This window comes from Klebsiella sp. D5A, from assembly GCF_001620885.1.
GTDB lineage: Bacteria > Pseudomonadota > Gammaproteobacteria > Enterobacterales > Enterobacteriaceae > Klebsiella > Klebsiella variicola.
On sequence record NZ_LOAR01000008.1, the window covers coordinates 63,452 to 78,983 of the forward strand.

The window sequence follows — 15,532 nt, forward strand, 5'->3', positions numbered from 1 at the left end:
GATTGAAGGAGTAATAAAATGAATTTGCACGGTAAAACGGCGCTGGTCACCGGCTCCACCAGCGGCATCGGTTTAGGGATCGCCAAAGTGCTGGCTCAGGCGGGCGCGCAGGTGATCCTCAATGGCTTCGGCGACAGCAGCCACGCCCGGGCTGAAGTCGCCGCGCTGGGTAAGATCCCCGGCTATCACGACGCCGACCTGCGCGACGTCGGGCAGATCGAGGCGATGATGCACTATGCCGAAAGCACCTTCGGCGGCGTCGATATCGTGATCAATAACGCCGGCATCCAGCACGTCGCCCCGGTGGAGCAGTTCCCGGTGGACAAATGGAACGACATCATCGCGATCAATCTCTCCAGCGTCTTCCACACCACCCGCCTGGCGCTGCCGGGCATGCGCCAGCGCAACTGGGGGCGCATCATCAACATAGCCTCAGTGCATGGCCTGGTGGCGTCGAAAGAGAAATCGGCCTACGTCGCCGCCAAGCACGCGGTGGTCGGGCTGACCAAAACCGTGGCCCTGGAAACCGCGCGCAGCGGCATCACCTGCAATGCCATCTGCCCGGGCTGGGTGCTGACCCCGCTGGTGCAGCAGCAGATCGATAAGCGCATCGCCGAGGGGGTCGACCCGGAGCAGGCCAGCGCCCAGCTGCTGGCGGAAAAACAGCCCTCCGGGGAGTTTGTCACCCCGCAGCAACTGGGCGAAATGGCGCTGTTTCTGTGCAGCGATGCCGCTGTCCAGGTGCGCGGCGCCGCGTGGAATATGGATGGCGGCTGGGTGGCGCAGTAGACGAACTCGGGGAGTCAGGTAATGGCTCCCCTGTTACTGCAGCGCCAGGCTGACTAACCGCTAATTGACTTCAAGGTGGCAGCTGCAGTGATCAACACGCCAATCACCACAGGATAAAAAACAGCATAAATGATATAACACTCAATTTTCCGGTCTCTGGTATAGAAATAGATGGTGTTACCAATACTAATGAGAGACCCCAGGAAACCAACGGTGGCTAAAACAGCTATAAACGTTAATAGCCAGTAATATGCCCCACCCACACCACGGTTGCTGAGACAACCCAACATTGCCAGCGCTTGCAACAAACACAGTGCCATTGCGCCGGAGCAATTTTCGCAAATTTTGCCGTAAAGTCTGAATGTTGACCACACCTGTAAATTAATTTTATTCACTGACCACTCCTTGTTTAAGGCAGCAAATGATTTAACCCTGTGAAATTCAATTTCTATTTCCTGAAATGCTTAAAAGCATTAATTTAATCAACGAATACAATAACCTACTATTGAAAACAATAAAAAGCACAATACAGTTATATATTAATATTATCCCTCCTTTCTCTCGAAAAATTATGAGTTAGTTAACCAAAAAAGACTTTTCTCAATCTAGTCTCCCTGCATATTAAAACGTGACCGGGCAAAGGCATCATAGACTTGCTGACTGGTAAATGCCGGGAAGGTCGCCCGCGCTGCCGCTTCGCGTAGCGCGGCGCAGTATGCTTTATTTCCCTCGACGGCGTCGATTTTTTTCAGTTTACCATCGCGGGCAAACTCAAGATGCAGACGGCACTTTTTCCCGTGCCACGCATATCGATCGGCAAGCTGGGCCTCCAGCGCGTTTTTAATCGCCCTTGCCTGCTGCCCATATTCATCCTCGTCGCTAAAACGTCCGGAGCTACAGCTGCCGAGGGCCGAGGTTTTATGGCAATCGGACGGGTGCAGCGGTGCGCAGCCGCTAAGCACCGCAAGCAACATCACCGGCATCACTCTTTTTTTCATAACTCTTCCCTGTTTGTACAAGCACTGAAAGACCGCCTAACTGTAACGTGAAAGCGAAAGCATGCGGCCTGCCAATTATCAGGGGTGACAATTAAAACATCGCCAGAAAGCGTTTCACCGTGCGTGAGCGCTCGAAGCGCCGCCAGGCGATGGCGATATCGGTCTTCAGCGGCGCCCCGCTAAGCGGGTGATAGCTGACGTTCGGCTGCTGAATGCAGGTCATCGACTGCGGAACCAGCGCGAAGCCGAACCCGGCATTGACCATGCTTAGCGACGACGAAATCTGCGACGACTGCCAGGCACGCTCCATGTCGATCCCGGCGCGCAGGCAGCTGTTGTACACCAGCTCATACAGCCCGGGGGCCACCTCCCGCGGGAAGAGGATCGGCGCCACGTCGCACAGCTGCTCCAGGGCCAGGGTCGGCTGCGTCGCCAGCGGGTTATCGCGCGGCAGCGCGATGACCATCGGCTCCTCATCAATAATCCGCAGATTAAAGGCTTTACTGCTCTCGCACGGCAGACGGACGAAGGCGATATCCAGCTCGGCCTCGCTCAGGGCGGTCATCAGATTGGCCATATTGTCTTCCATCTGGTGCAGGGTCACCCCGGGGTGGTCGAGCTGAAAGCGGTGCAGCAACGTGAAGATTTGCGGATGGAAAGCATCAGAACTGGTAATGCCTAGCGACAGGCTGCCGTTCATCCCGCGCGCAATGCCCTTGGCCTTCTCCAGCGCCGCATCGCTCATGGCGAGGATCTGGCGGGCATCCTCATAGAACGACTCTCCCGCTTCCGTCAGCTCCACCCCGCGGGTTAAACGCCGAAACAGCGGGGTCCCCACCTCGCGCTCAAGTCGCTGAATTTGCTGACTTAACGGAGGTTGTGAAATACCCAGTTCCTTGGCGGCCTGGGTGAAGTGCCGCGTCCTGGCGACGGCGACAAAATAACGAAGATAACGAAGTTCCATATCGAAAACGTCTCAAACCAGCATGGTTTCTATATTGGAACTGTGAGCTGAATCGGGTCAACATTTATTTAACCTTTCTTATATTTGTTGAACGAGGAAGTGGTATATGAATCACTCTGCTGAATGCACCTGCGAAGAGAGTCTGTGCGAAACCCTACGGGCGTTTTCCGCGCAGCATCCCGAGAGCGTGCTCTATCAGACATCGCTAATGAGCGCCCTGCTGAGCGGGGTTTACGAAGGCAGCACCACCATCGCGGACCTGCTGAAACACGGCGATTTCGGCCTCGGCACCTTTAATGAGCTGGACGGGGAGCTGATCGCCTTCAGCAGTCAGGTCTATCAGCTGCGCGCCGACGGCAGCGCGCGCAAAGCCCAGCCGGAGCAGAAAACGCCGTTCGCGGTGATGACCTGGTTCCAGCCGCAGTACCGGAAAACTTTCGACCATCCGGTGAGCCGCCAGCAACTGCACGACGTTATTGACCAGCAAATTCCCTCTGACAACCTGTTCTGCGCCCTGCGCATCGACGGCCATTTCCGCCATGCCCATACCCGCACCGTGCCGCGCCAGACGCCGCCGTACCGGGCGATGACCGACGTCCTCGACGATCAGCCGGTGTTCCGCTTTAACCAGCGCGAAGGGGTGCTGGTCGGCTTCCGTACCCCGCAGCATATGCAGGGGATCAATGTCGCCGGGTATCACGAGCACTTTATTACCGATGACCGCAAAGGCGGCGGTCACCTGCTGGATTACCAGCTCGATCACGGGGTGCTGACCTTCGGCGAAATTCACAAGCTGATGATCGACCTGCCCGCCGACAGCGCGTTCCTGCAGGCCAATCTGCATCCCGATAATCTCGATGCCGCCATCCGTTCCGTAGAAAGTTAAGGGGTTCACATGGACAAACAGTATCCGGTACGCCAGTGGGCGCACGGCGCCGATCTCGTCGTCAGCCAGCTGGAAGCGCAAGGCGTACGTCAGATCTTCGGTATCCCCGGCGCCAAAATCGACAAGGTGTTCGACTCACTGCTGGATTCCTCGATTCGCATTATTCCGGTACGCCACGAAGCCAACGCCGCGTTTATGGCCGCCGCGGTCGGACGCATTACCGGCAAAGCGGGCGTGGCGCTGGTCACCTCCGGTCCGGGTTGTTCCAACCTGATCACCGGCATGGCCACCGCGAACAGCGAAGGCGACCCGGTGGTGGCCCTGGGCGGCGCGGTGAAACGCGCCGATAAGGCGAAGCAGGTCCATCAGAGTATGGATACGGTGGCGATGTTCAGCCCGGTCACCAAATACGCCGTCGAGGTGACGGCGCCGGATGCGCTGGCGGAAGTGGTCTCCAACGCCTTCCGTGCCGCCGAGCAGGGCCGCCCGGGCAGCGCGTTCGTCAGCCTGCCGCAGGATGTGGTCGATGGCCCGGTCAGCGGTAAAGTACTGCCGGCCAGCCGGGCTCCGCAGATGGGCGCCGCGCCGGATGACGCCATCGACCAGGTGGCGAAGCTTATCGCTCAGGCGAAGAACCCGATCTTCCTGCTCGGCCTGATGGCCAGCCAGCCGGAAAACAGCGCGGCGCTGCGCCATTTACTGGAGGCCAGCCATATTCCGGTCACCAGCACCTATCAGGCCGCCGGGGCGGTGAATCAGGATAACTTCTCTCGCTTCGCCGGTCGGGTCGGGCTGTTTAACAACCAGGCCGGGGACCGTCTGCTACAGCTCGCCGACCTGGTGATCTGCATCGGCTACAGCCCGGTGGAATATGAACCGGCGATGTGGAACAGCGGCAACGCGACGCTGGTGCATATCGACGTGCTGCCCGCTTATGAAGAGCGCAACTACACCCCGGATGTCGAGCTGGTGGGCGATATCGCCGGCACCCTCAACAAGCTGGCGCAAAATATCGATCACCGGCTGGTGCTCTCCCCGCAGGCGGCGGAGATCCTCCGCGACCGCCAGCACCAGCGCGAGCTGCTGGACCGCCGCGGCGCGCAGCTGAATCAGTTTGCCCTGCATCCGCTGCGCATCGTTCGCGCCATGCAGGATATCGTCAACAGCGACGTCACGCTGACCGTGGACATGGGCAGCTTCCATATCTGGATCGCCCGCTACCTGTACAGCTTCCGCGCCCGCCAGGTGATGATCTCCAACGGCCAGCAGACCATGGGCGTCGCCCTGCCCTGGGCCATCGGCGCCTGGCTGGTCAATCCTGAGCGCAAAGTGGTCTCCGTCTCCGGCGACGGCGGCTTCCTGCAGTCGAGCATGGAGCTGGAGACCGCCGTCCGCCTGAAAGCCAACGTGCTGCACCTGATCTGGGTCGATAACGGCTACAACATGGTGGCCATCCAGGAAGAGAAAAAATACCAGCGCCTGTCCGGCGTCGAGTTCGGGCCGATGGATTTTAAAGCCTATGCCGAGTCCTTCGGCGCCAAAGGGTTTGCCGTGGAAAGCGCCGAGGCGCTGGAGCCGACCCTGCGCGCCGCGATGGACGTCGACGGCCCGGCGGTGGTGGCCATCCCGGTGGATTATCGCGATAACCCGCTGCTGATGGGTCAGCTGCATCTGAGTCAGATTCTGTAAGTCATCACAATAAGGAAAGGAAAATGAAAAAAGTCGCACTTGTTACCGGCGCCGGCCAGGGGATTGGTAAAGCTATCGCCCTTCGTCTGGTGAAGGATGGATTTGCCGTGGCCATTGCCGATTATAACGATGCCACCGCCAAAGCGGTCGCCTCCGAAATCAACCAGGCCGGCGGACACGCCGTGGCGGTGAAAGTGGATGTTTCTGACCGCGACCAGGTATTTGCCGCCGTTGAACAGGCACGCAAAACGCTGGGCGGCTTCGACGTCATCGTCAATAACGCCGGTGTGGCACCGTCTACGCCGATCGAGTCCATTACCCCGGAGATTGTCGACAAAGTCTACAACATCAACGTCAAAGGGGTGATCTGGGGTATTCAGGCGGCGGTCGAGGCCTTTAAGAAAGAGGGGCACGGCGGGAAAATCATCAACGCCTGTTCCCAGGCCGGCCACGTCGGCAACCCGGAGCTGGCGGTGTATAGCTCCAGTAAATTCGCGGTACGCGGCTTAACCCAGACCGCCGCTCGCGATCTCGCGCCGCTGGGCATCACGGTCAACGGCTACTGCCCGGGGATTGTCAAAACGCCAATGTGGGCCGAAATTGACCGCCAGGTGTCCGAAGCCGCCGGTAAACCGCTGGGCTACGGTACCGCCGAGTTCGCCAAACGCATCACTCTCGGTCGTCTGTCCGAGCCGGAAGATGTCGCCGCCTGCGTCTCCTATCTTGCCAGCCCGGATTCTGATTACATGACCGGTCAGTCATTGCTGATCGACGGCGGGATGGTATTTAACTAATAAAAAAATAAGCTCTGACATGGCTTGCCCCTGCTTTCGCGCAGGGGCTTTTTTTTGGTTTGAGTGTAAGTGTAAGCATCCCGGGGAAACGAAGCATCAATACTTGAGGGCTTCTGGCGTTCTTACTTACGCTTCTGGCACGACGTGGGCAATCTGACTGGGATGAAGGGCTGATTTGAGCGAGGAGCGGAAGTTCGGGAACGGGATAGCTCCATTGATGACTTTATGCTACGTGTTAAACCACAGGTAATGGAGTTGCTGCCGGAGAAAGTAGTATTCTTTAGACTGAGATCTTTTGAAAGGAACTGTAGTTGCTATAAAATTGAGGAACCAAATTTTTTAGCTTTTAAAAAATAAAATATTATCTCTTTTAGAAATTAGATAAGCAGGAGAAAAGCTATGATATCGGTAATAAAGGACCTATTTAGTAACCAAGTGGTTTCCGCAGTCATTCTTACTATCATTGGAGCGATTACAAAAAAGTATATTCAGTTTCATCGCAGAGACTTTTTTTCACGCTCACCCTCCGAGCAGATAAAAGCAGTCGAATGGCTTAGAACCTCTTCTGTACCCATCTCCGATCCGTTAGCAAAGGCGGAACAGCAGTTCCGCCTACAGTCGTTCGGACTGCATAGAGATTGGCATTTATCTTATAAAATCATATGCTTGAGTTCCGATTATGCACAGTCATTAATTCCGTCCTTGAAGGCAGTCTTGCGTTATCAGGGCATGTACACAATTACTAACGGGAATATATACCCTCATAAATTCCATAAGTGGATAATACCTTTTGTGTTAATATCGTTGCTATTATATATCGGTGCTGAGATATACAGAGGTTCTTCACAGAGTGATGGTATAGAGATTTTGAAATCTCTATACGTCGTTATTGTGGCTTTTATAGTATGGTGTTGGGTCGCTGCTTGTGCTCTGAGAGTATCAAGCATCAGTAAAAAGCTCAATGCCTATATCCCACCCGCAAACGATTTTAAATCCAAGACATACGATTTCAGTTCAATACTCAATAATAGATATCCCTAGCCTGGCTGATCTGCTTCCCGTAAATACTGATACCTGGCAGTAAGCGAGATCCGCTTCTGGCACGGCGCGAACTGTTAACTGAGCCTAAGGTCCGCCATGAGCGAGGAGCGGACATTTTTCTTCATCCTCTACTTCGTCCATTCTTTATGCAGTAACGCATAGATGTATGTGTCGTCATACCTTTCTTTACCCTCCTCGTTTTCAAAGGAGACAAATTCTTTAAAACATCCTTCACGTCGCATAAGTAGTCGTTCGCATAGTTTTTGAGAGGAGTAATTATAATCTTCCACCCAGGCATACAAACGTCTGGCGCCTTTTACTTTAAATAAATAATCAAACAGTGCAGCAACTGACTCGCTTGCATATCCCTGATGTTCGTAACGTTGATTAAAATGCCAGCCTACTGACCAGGTATTGCTGTCTGGCTCGTTGCTATTGTCCGCAAAAAGATGTCCGATTAACGTATCGGTTTCATTTAGACAAACGGCAAACTGTGTTGGGTCAGAGGCTCGTTTAGCCACGTCGACCTCTGCCTCAGCGAGTGAATGTAACTTTTCATCCTTAAAGCAAGGAGTACGTGGTGAAGAGAGGTAATCGAAAAGAGCTGCCGCATCCTCTTCCTTAAAATGGCGAATGATTAATCTTTGAGTGGTAATGATGGTCATAATGTCCTTGATAATGTAATGCCAGCCAGTTCAGCAAGAAGTCTGCTTTAAACTGGCCGGAACACAGGGCAGAGATTAGCCGTTTCGGCTATTCCCCAGTCTGTATTTTCGCATGCCTGTAAATCGTGTGATCGTCACGAAAAATACCGGAACAAATAAAATGGCCAGTAGCGTTCCGCTAATCATCCCGCCGAATACACCGGTACCAATCGCATGCTGCGTGCTGGCGCTGGCTCCACTGGCAAGCATCAGCGGAACAACACCTAATGTGAAAGCCAGAGAAGTCATCAGAATTGGCCGTAAGCGTAGCTTTGCAGCCGTCAATGTCGCGTCAATAAGGCTCTTTCCTTCTTTCATCAATTGTCTCGCGAACTCGATAATCAGAATCGCATTCTTGGCGGAAAGTCCAATCAGGGTTATCAGACCCACTTTGAAAAAGACGTCATTCGTCATATTTGTAACGGATACGGCCAGCACAGCGCCGAGCAGCCCCAGAGGAACAACGAGCATGACCGCGAAGGGAATGGACCAGCTTTCGTAAAGAGCAGCCAGCACCATGAATACCACCAGTACCGAGAGCACAATAAGACCCGGAAGCTGTGATGCAGACTCTTTTTCCTGTAACGAACTTCCCGCCCACTCACCGGCGAACCCCGGTGGTAAGTGCTTAGCCAGATTGTCCATTGCCGCCATTGCGGTACCTGACGATTTTCCCTGTGCGGAACTCCCGGTTATGCGTATGGCAGGATATCCCTGATAGCGTATCAGTTGCTGCGGTGCTACATTCCACGAAAGCGTCACAAAAGTGGATAATGGAAGCATCTGCCCCAGACGGTTTTTGACAGACAAAGCCAAAAGTTGTTCAGGCTGCATCCGGTATGGCGCATCCGCCTGGACGATAACCTGCTGAACTCGACCATTATTGGTATAGTCATTAACATAATTGGAACCTGCTGCAACCGAGATGGTTTGATTTATTTCATCAAACGAAACCCCCATGGCTTCCGCTTTTTCCCTGTCGACATGCAGGGAAAGGCTTGTTCCCTCACCAAGTCCATCAATATAGACATCGGTAAGGTGAGGATTATGATTTGCCTGTACAATAAGCTCATCGGCCGCCTTTTTGAGTGCCTGATAGCCTTTCCCCCCTCTGTCCTGTAAATAATAAGTGAACCCGGATGAGGTTCCCATATCAGAAATAGCCGGAGGCAGCAGACTCATTGTTACGGCGTCCGGCACGTTTGCCATTTGGGACTGAATATGGTCAGCTTCTTCCTGTGCCGTGGTTCCTTTGCGTTGTTTCCAGTCCTTGAGGGTGGTGAATGCCATGGCCGAATTTTGGCCTGACCCTGAAAAACCAAATCCCAGAATCATAATGTTACTTTCTACCGCCTGCCGATGGGCGATCTCCTCTTCAAATGTATCGACGACCTTAAGCGTCCGCTGCATCGTGGCATCAGAAGGAAGCTGGATTGAGGACATAAAATAACCCTGATCTTCATCGGGTATAAATGATGATGGTAAGGTGGACAGCCCGGCAAACAATGCCAAACATAATGCAGCGTAGATCATCATCATACGGCCAGTACGCTTCAGTACAAATCCCAGACCAGTGGCGTAAAACGAAGTCAGGCGATGAAAGTGAGCGTTAAACCACGCTGAAAATACGCTGCTTTTACCCTGATGAATACCATGTGGTTTGAGCAGGGTTGCACAAAGCGCAGGCGTTAACGTCAGCGCCAGGAATGCCGACAGTAAAATGGATATCGCCATCGAAATGCTGAACTGTCGATAAATAATACCCACAGAACCGCTGGCAAAGGCCATTGGTATAAACACCGCAGTGAGCACCAGCGTAATACCAATGATTGCCGGCGTAATTTCACGCATCGCTTCTCGCGTTGCATCCTGTGGAGACATTTTTTTGTCTTCCATCAGTCGTTCGACGTTCTCCACCACAACAATAGCATCGTCAACAATAATCCCGATGGCCAGTATCATTCCAAACATGGTTAAAATATTGATGGAATAACCACTTAATAGCATTACGGTAAATGTGCCGAGCAGCGCCACGGGTGCCACAATCGCAGGAATAAGCGTACAGCGTATCTTGTGAAGGAAAAGCAGCATCACGAAAAAGACCAGAACCATGGCTTCAACAAATGTCTCAACTACCTTCAATATCGATAGCTTTACAAATGGAGCCGTATCGAAAGGCACGGTGAATGTCATTCCCTCGGGAAGCACACCGGACAGTTCTGCTAACCGCGCGCGGATACCCGACGCAGTACTAATCGCATTTGCACCAGGAGACAACTGAATGGCGGCTGCCGTTGCAGGCACGCCATTTTCACGGATGCCAAATGCGTAACTTTGCAACCCGGATTCCACGCGGGCAACATCTGCCAGTGTCACCCGGGCGGCTGAGACCTGTGATTTAATCGTGATATTGCGAAATTCTTCAACCGAAGAGAGCTGCCCTTTTACCGTTATTGGATAGGTCACCTCTTGACTGCTCGTCGCGGGTTCATCTCCTGTTCTGCCCGGTGAAACAATCACGTTTTGTTGACTGATGGCGCTTAATACATCCGTAACAGAGAGCCCATAGCTGTGTAATTTCATCGGGTCCAGCCATATGCGGAGTGCCTTTTCTCCGCCAAAAAGCTGGACTTTACCTACACCAGGTACGCGACGGAGTTCATCAGTAACATTCCTTGCAAAATAATCGCTTAAGTCAGCTTCCTGATAGGCTCCGCTTGGCGATTTTAACCCCACCATCATTAAAAAACCGGAATTAGCTGCCTCAACATTTATCCCATTCTGTCTTACCGACTGCGGCAGGCGGGATTCTACAATTTTAATTTGGTTTTGCAGATCCATCTGGGCGAGTTTGATGTCGGTGCCGGGTTTGAAAGTTACCGTAATTGACGCCATCCCTGTCGTGTCACTGGAAGATTCAAAATAGAGTAAATTGTCAACACTCGCAATTTCACGCTCGATCAGAGACACGACGGATGTGTTCATCACTTCCGGGCTGGCTCCAGGGTAACTCACTGAAATGATAATACCGGGTGGCGCAACTTCAGGGTATTGCGCAACCGGTAAACGAGGTATGGACAACAGTCCCGTCAGAACAATAAACAGGGCAATAACCCATGCGAAGATGGGGCGCTCAATGAAAAAGTGCGGCATCAGGTGTACTTCCAGTCAACATACAAAGGGTAAAAGTTCAGCATGGTTTTCCTGATAAAGAGGTCTCATCGTCAGTCGAAACCCGTTTACCGATATCCCTGAGCTGGGAAAATTTCTCAAGAAGTTGTGGTGCGTCATCCAGGCTTGTTGCAAACATCCACATATAGGTCATGACGGAATAAATATGTCCGGCATTAATTCCGGATTCCATGCTCATCCTGATAATGGTCATGGAAAAGAGAGCAGAAACCAGAAGGCCTATTGATAAATATCCCCATGCCTCTCTGTCGGATAACACCACGCGCAGACGGGCAAGTGTGTCATAATGTCGCTTAAGAGCACCAAAAGACGCCTTATTAACATAATCGACCTCTTTCTCAAGGCGATTATTCAGCCGTCTGTAGAATGTCTCATTTTTGCTGGCATAGCTTGAGACAAAACACATCAGTATTGCCACGATGATCAAACAGGCTATACCTGTCCAGAATTCAATCCATAACAGCATAATTGCTGCGCCGAAAAGGGAAATGATCGAGGTGATCAATACGGGCAGGTGCAACTCGAAGAAATCTACAAATTCACGTGATAGAGTGACTCTCGCAGCAATAGTCGAGTGATTAAGTGAATATTTTCGCTGGGATAATACTACAGTCACAGCAAGACTTGCGTAGATACGTGCAAACGTTCGCGTATCGACACTACGTCTGGCGGCTCCCATGCACCACATGAACAGAACCATCAGGCCATAAAGGGCCGCATGTGACGTCTGTCCGCCCAGGATGGCATTTATCGCCATGCCTGCCAGAACGGGGTAGAGCAGGAATGCAACGTTTTCAGCAATAACCAGCATGAAAGTAATACACAATTTCTTTCTGTGCCGCCAGGCAAGTCTCTTAAGTGAGATAGCAACCCCGGGGGCCATAGGTTTGTCGTTGCCTTTATAAATCATGATAAATTATATTAAACATCTGTGTGTAAAGGGTTCTGCAGTTGTTTTATTATTTCAACTAAGTATAACGTGATGATGTCAACCGTGAATGGATGTTTTATGGAGGATATGTGTACTCACTCCTGAGGTTATGTATCATATTGACATTGCATAATATCAAACCATTCTTATACATAAACATAAAGGTAGTCCGCAAAAGAAAACCATTAAAAAAAATTCATAATAAAAAACAAAATCATAGATATCTGGAAAAGTATTCAAAAGCAGATGTAATACAATGATGGTGTGTATAAACAGTAAAACCAGACCGAATGTTATTGCAATGAAGTTTTTAAAAACTCCAGGTTTTTTCTGAATAATAAATGATAATGCTGTAATGATTATCAAAACACGAATCAGTAAAGATGAGGGTAATGTGGATTCTACTTTTTCATTAATTGAATGCACAAGGTAAAGCCAGGTAGATAGCAACCCATATGAAACGATGCAAAATAAAAGTGAGGCCATCAAATTCTCGCGCCGGAAAAAACATTTAGTCAGCACCATAAAACTCCTTAGACAAAGTACATATTGCATGCACCACTTAACCTGGTTGTAGATTATCACTTAGCGATGTTGATTAATTATTTATAAAATGTGTAGTGAATATGGAGAGTGAGTCTGGTAAAATTTTAAGAAAATTTCTTGATGAACTTTTCCAAAAAGTACCTGTCAAAAGACATCAAATTGAAAATTAATGTTTTTAATTGAGTTAAAGAGCTTTAAGCATGACGATAAAAGTGCTTTCAGGGTAAAATGCATGTTGTCATCAGCACTGTGGAAGAAAATATGAACAACAACAATCTGATTATCGTCGCAGAAGACGATGATGACATCGCTGCCATACTGACAGGCTATTTATGTAAGGCAGGTATGAAAACCTTAAGAGCCGAAGACGGTGAGCAGGCAATCAATCTTACCCGTCTGAACAAGCCTGATCTCCTGCTATTGGACATCCACCTGCCCGTGTACGATGGCTGGAATGTTCTCACCACGTTAAGAAAGGAAACGAATGTACCGGTCATCATGGTGACAGCACTGGATCAAGACGTTGATAAACTGATGGGGCTACGGCTCGGGGCTGACGACTATGTGATAAAACCCTTCAATCCATCTGAGGTTATTGCCAGGGTTGAAGCAGTGCTTCGCAGAACCAGACCGGTTGCAGAGTCTACACATTCACGGCCTTTAAGAACGCCTTTTTTAACGATTTATCCTGATGAATTTTACGTTGAAATCACTGCACAAGGTGAGGTTTCCACGCCAGTATTAACCACCACTGAGTTTAAACTTTTAACCTATCTGGCGAGAAACCCGAGAAAAGTCTGTTCACGTGAAGAGTTACTCGATGCGTGTTTACCTGAGGGAGACTCGCTGGATCGTACTGTAGACAGTCATATGAGTAAACTTCGGAAAAAGCTTGAACATGCCGGATTGAGGGGCATTCCGGAAAGCATCCGAGGATTAGGCTACCGGTTGGGTGACAAAAAATGAACAAAGAAACGATTCTGAGCCGTCAGATTTTGACATATATGTTGTTGTTAACGTTTGTTATTATTGCCATTGCAATACTCGGTTCCTACTTATTTTATAGTTTCCTGATTTATTACCTGCCGGGTGGAATGAACGAAGGCAGTGAAGATGCTATGACATTCCTTGACTGGATGTGGATTCTGATGGCGTCCGTTACCAGTCTGGTCGTTGCACTTTTCTTTACCGTAAAGCTGTCTGCAAGAATATTCAACCCACTCAATGACGTCGCATACAGCCTGAAACAAATCTCTCAGGGAAACCTTAGTGCCAGAGCATTTAACAGCAGTTCTAAGTTGGGAGAGATGAATAGGCTCGTCAATGACTTTAATGAGATGGCTGAAAAGTTACAGACGCTGGATGCGCAGCGAAATTTATGGAATGCTGCAATTGCTCATGAACTCCGGACGCCGGTGACTATCTTACGTGGGAGGCTTCAGGGACTGGTTGACGGCGTGTTCGAACCAGAACCGTCGTTATTCAGGAACCTTCTTAAACAAACTGAAGGTCTGACCAACTTAATTGAGGATCTCCGCGTCGTGAGTTCGTCAGGAGGCGCTGGGTACTCCTTGATGCTGAGTGAAGTCGATCTCAAGTCCACGATTTCAAATGCGCTTGATACCTTTTGGCCGGACTTTGATAAAAAGCATTTCAAAATTGTCACTGAGATTAACCATCAGTATTGCGTTTGCGATCCCTTACGCATTATTCAGTGCCTCACCGTTCTTTTTGACAATGCCTTAAAATATTCCACACCACAAACGCTGTTAATAAAGAATGGTATTGCAGGAAACGATAATTTTATTATCGTTCAGGACAAAGGACCTGGAATTCCTGAAGAACTCCAGAAGTCCTTATTCCAGCCTTTTCAGCGAGGAGAATACGCCAAAAATATTAATCCAGAGGGTTGTGGTTTAGGGTTGTCGGTAGTTAAAGCCATTATGTGCGCCCACGGCGGAGACGTTAGCTATAGTTTAACACCAGAAAATGGCTCACTTTTCAAACTCTCATGGCCTGTTTAAGGGCATGAATACACAGGCTCGATCGAACCTGTTTTAGCAAGAGACAGATCCCACATACTGCCGAGTTTTGCGTCCCAAATTGATGGGGTGATTTTAAGTTTTCCTCTTTTGGGGCTTAATGTTATTTCGCTGAAATAGATGTCATCTCCTTTTAGCATAAGATCGACGCGGCAGTAGTCTATTTCTTTTGCTAAGTCCTGGGCGGCAATAACGGATTTATGAAATGATTCGGGCTCATCAACCGGCAATGGCGTGTTTGGGTACTCCATCTGAAAGGGTTGTAAATTCCACGCTCTGTCATAAACGTTAATGAATTCGTTTCCATCGCTGTCAGTAAAGTCGGCCTCGATAAAACATGCCACACCGTGAAAGCAATGTATTCTTATCATTTCCGGAGTTATATTTCGGTGTTTACTGGAAAATAGATCCAGATACATTTCGCATAGGATCACGGGTGGTATGTTTTTATACTGCCATTCTCGGGTCGTATAATACATATTCTTTTTAAGAGATAGTTTTAATTTGCTTTTAACCTTAGCGGGATCAATATTCGTTTTATCCGTGCATATGACCGCGCTACCACTATCATGATTGCATTTCAAAACAAATTTTGAGGGAAGTTTGTCGAAATCAATATCATCAACTCTGTTATAAACACCTACTAAAGGAATAAGCTTAATTAAATTAGTCCGTTTCTCAACATACTGCCTGACCAGAAGTTTATCAGCAAGCAATGTATAAAATGGGTTGTGGATAAATAAAATGCGATGGCAAATTTTCTCATTAAGCGTTACAGGGTTGAGTAAATCCGGATATGTGCCAGATATTTCTCTTAACCTGTCTGCATGAAATGAAATGTCATTAGTCAAAATTGTTCTGCATTTTCTCAACAAATATTCAATGTATTTGATTTGATAGTTTATTTTGTTCATAACGCCTCCGATTCAGAAAGGAAATTCTGACAGAGGTTTGTT

At 49.8% G+C, this 15,532-nt stretch carries 15 protein-coding genes; 7 read left to right on the forward strand and 8 right to left on the reverse strand.

The annotated features are described in order from the left end of the window. Window positions 1-18 precede the first annotated feature (18 nt). Window positions 19-789: a 3-hydroxybutyrate dehydrogenase gene (locus AS136_RS13170; protein WP_012967976.1), complete on the forward strand. Its 771-nt coding sequence runs from the start codon at window positions 19-21 to the stop codon at window positions 787-789. Between the two features lie 53 nt (window positions 790-842). Here AS136_RS13170 and AS136_RS13175 read toward each other — a convergent pair whose 3' ends face one another. From AS136_RS13175 to AS136_RS13185, 3 genes are all read right to left on the reverse strand, one after another. After that, complete coding sequence (locus tag AS136_RS13175; protein WP_023322774.1) at window positions 843-1,184, reverse strand: hypothetical protein; 342 nt, start codon at window positions 1,182-1,184, stop codon at window positions 843-845. A 210-nt stretch (window positions 1,185-1,394) separates the two neighbouring features. Next, window positions 1,395-1,787 carry a cell envelope integrity TolA C-terminal domain-containing protein gene (locus AS136_RS13180; RefSeq protein WP_023322775.1) on the reverse strand — a complete coding sequence of 131 codons (393 nt, stop codon included), beginning with the start codon at window positions 1,785-1,787 and terminating at the stop codon, window positions 1,395-1,397. A 91-nt stretch (window positions 1,788-1,878) separates the two neighbouring features. Next, window positions 1,879-2,751, reverse strand: a complete 873-nt coding sequence (locus AS136_RS13185; protein WP_008804549.1) for a LysR family transcriptional regulator — start codon at window positions 2,749-2,751, stop codon at window positions 1,879-1,881. Window positions 2,752-2,857: 106 nt separating this feature from the next. Between AS136_RS13185 and budA the strand changes: the two genes are divergently transcribed. From budA to AS136_RS28995, 4 genes are all read left to right on the forward strand, one after another. Then, the gene (gene budA / locus AS136_RS13190; RefSeq protein WP_008804548.1) at window positions 2,858-3,637 is read left to right on the forward strand and encodes an acetolactate decarboxylase; all 780 of its coding nucleotides are present in this window, start codon (window positions 2,858-2,860) and stop codon (window positions 3,635-3,637) included. 9 nt (window positions 3,638-3,646) lie between these two features. After that, a complete protein-coding gene (gene alsS, locus AS136_RS13195; protein ID WP_008804547.1) occupies window positions 3,647-5,326 on the forward strand; it encodes an acetolactate synthase AlsS in 1,680 nt (559 codons plus the stop codon). A gap of 23 nt (window positions 5,327-5,349) precedes the next feature. After that, complete coding sequence (locus AS136_RS13200) at window positions 5,350-6,120, forward strand: (S)-acetoin forming diacetyl reductase (protein ID WP_008804546.1); 771 nt, start codon at window positions 5,350-5,352, stop codon at window positions 6,118-6,120. Window positions 6,121-6,519: 399 nt separating this feature from the next. Continuing rightward, window positions 6,520-7,161 (forward strand): hypothetical protein, encoded by a 642-nt coding sequence (locus tag AS136_RS28995; protein ID WP_023322776.1) that lies wholly within the window; start codon window positions 6,520-6,522, stop codon window positions 7,159-7,161. A gap of 128 nt (window positions 7,162-7,289) precedes the next feature. Here AS136_RS28995 and AS136_RS13210 read toward each other — a convergent pair whose 3' ends face one another. From AS136_RS13210 to crrC, 4 genes are all read right to left on the reverse strand, one after another. Beyond that, window positions 7,290-7,826, reverse strand: a complete 537-nt coding sequence (locus tag AS136_RS13210) for a GNAT family N-acetyltransferase (RefSeq protein ID WP_023322777.1) — start codon at window positions 7,824-7,826, stop codon at window positions 7,290-7,292. Window positions 7,827-7,901: 75 nt separating this feature from the next. Beyond that, window positions 7,902-11,018 carry a multidrug efflux RND transporter permease subunit KexD gene (kexD, locus tag AS136_RS13215; protein WP_023322778.1) on the reverse strand — a complete coding sequence of 1,039 codons (3,117 nt, stop codon included), beginning with the start codon at window positions 11,016-11,018 and terminating at the stop codon, window positions 7,902-7,904. A gap of 37 nt (window positions 11,019-11,055) precedes the next feature. Further along, complete coding sequence (locus AS136_RS13220) at window positions 11,056-11,940, reverse strand: ABC transporter six-transmembrane domain-containing protein (RefSeq protein WP_004151176.1); 885 nt, start codon at window positions 11,938-11,940, stop codon at window positions 11,056-11,058. A gap of 183 nt (window positions 11,941-12,123) precedes the next feature. Further along, the gene (crrC, locus tag AS136_RS28665; protein ID WP_004184323.1) at window positions 12,124-12,513 is read right to left on the reverse strand and encodes a colistin resistant protein CrrC; all 390 of its coding nucleotides are present in this window, start codon (window positions 12,511-12,513) and stop codon (window positions 12,124-12,126) included. Between the two features lie 282 nt (window positions 12,514-12,795). On the opposite strand from crrC, the gene AS136_RS13225 reads away from it, so the two are divergent. Both AS136_RS13225 and ccrB read left to right on the forward strand, forming a co-directional pair. Beyond that, window positions 12,796-13,500 carry a response regulator gene (locus AS136_RS13225; RefSeq protein WP_032738865.1) on the forward strand — a complete coding sequence of 235 codons (705 nt, stop codon included), beginning with the start codon at window positions 12,796-12,798 and terminating at the stop codon, window positions 13,498-13,500. Further along, a complete protein-coding gene (gene ccrB, locus AS136_RS13230; protein WP_023322780.1) occupies window positions 13,497-14,558 on the forward strand; it encodes a HAMP domain-containing histidine kinase CrrB in 1,062 nt (353 codons plus the stop codon). Before AS136_RS13225 ends, ccrB begins: the two co-directional genes overlap by 4 nt. Here ccrB and AS136_RS13235 read toward each other — a convergent pair. Next, entirely contained in the window at window positions 14,555-15,490 is a 936-nt protein-coding gene (locus AS136_RS13235; protein ID WP_004148636.1) for an ATP-grasp fold amidoligase family protein, read from the reverse strand. The genes ccrB and AS136_RS13235 overlap by 4 nt on opposite strands. Window positions 15,491-15,532: the final 42 nt, after the last annotated feature.

Bases quoted from the DNA above. Each gene is read 5' to 3' on its own strand.
- AS136_RS13235 (WP_004148636.1), bottom strand. From the start codon at position 15,490: ATGAACAAAATAAACTATCAAATCAAATACATTGAATATTTGTTGAGA.
- ccrB (WP_023322780.1), top strand. From the start codon at position 13,497: ATGAACAAAGAAACGATTCTGAGCCGTCAGATTTTGACATATATGTTG.
- AS136_RS13225 (WP_032738865.1), top strand. From the start codon at position 12,796: ATGAACAACAACAATCTGATTATCGTCGCAGAAGACGATGATGACATC.
- alsS (WP_008804547.1), top strand. From the start codon at position 3,647: ATGGACAAACAGTATCCGGTACGCCAGTGGGCGCACGGCGCCGATCTC.
- AS136_RS13180 (WP_023322775.1), bottom strand. From the start codon at position 1,787: ATGAAAAAAAGAGTGATGCCGGTGATGTTGCTTGCGGTGCTTAGCGGC.
- budA (WP_008804548.1), top strand. From the start codon at position 2,858: ATGAATCACTCTGCTGAATGCACCTGCGAAGAGAGTCTGTGCGAAACC.
- AS136_RS13210 (WP_023322777.1), bottom strand. From the start codon at position 7,826: ATGACCATCATTACCACTCAAAGATTAATCATTCGCCATTTTAAGGAA.
- AS136_RS13185 (WP_008804549.1), bottom strand. From the start codon at position 2,751: ATGGAACTTCGTTATCTTCGTTATTTTGTCGCCGTCGCCAGGACGCGG.
- AS136_RS13170 (WP_012967976.1), top strand. From the start codon at position 19: ATGAATTTGCACGGTAAAACGGCGCTGGTCACCGGCTCCACCAGCGGC.
- AS136_RS28995 (WP_023322776.1), top strand. From the start codon at position 6,520: ATGATATCGGTAATAAAGGACCTATTTAGTAACCAAGTGGTTTCCGCA.
- AS136_RS13220 (WP_004151176.1), bottom strand. From the start codon at position 11,940: ATGGCCCCCGGGGTTGCTATCTCACTTAAGAGACTTGCCTGGCGGCAC.
- crrC (WP_004184323.1), bottom strand. From the start codon at position 12,513: ATGGTGCTGACTAAATGTTTTTTCCGGCGCGAGAATTTGATGGCCTCA.
- kexD (WP_023322778.1), bottom strand. From the start codon at position 11,018: ATGCCGCACTTTTTCATTGAGCGCCCCATCTTCGCATGGGTTATTGCC.
- AS136_RS13200 (WP_008804546.1), top strand. From the start codon at position 5,350: ATGAAAAAAGTCGCACTTGTTACCGGCGCCGGCCAGGGGATTGGTAAA.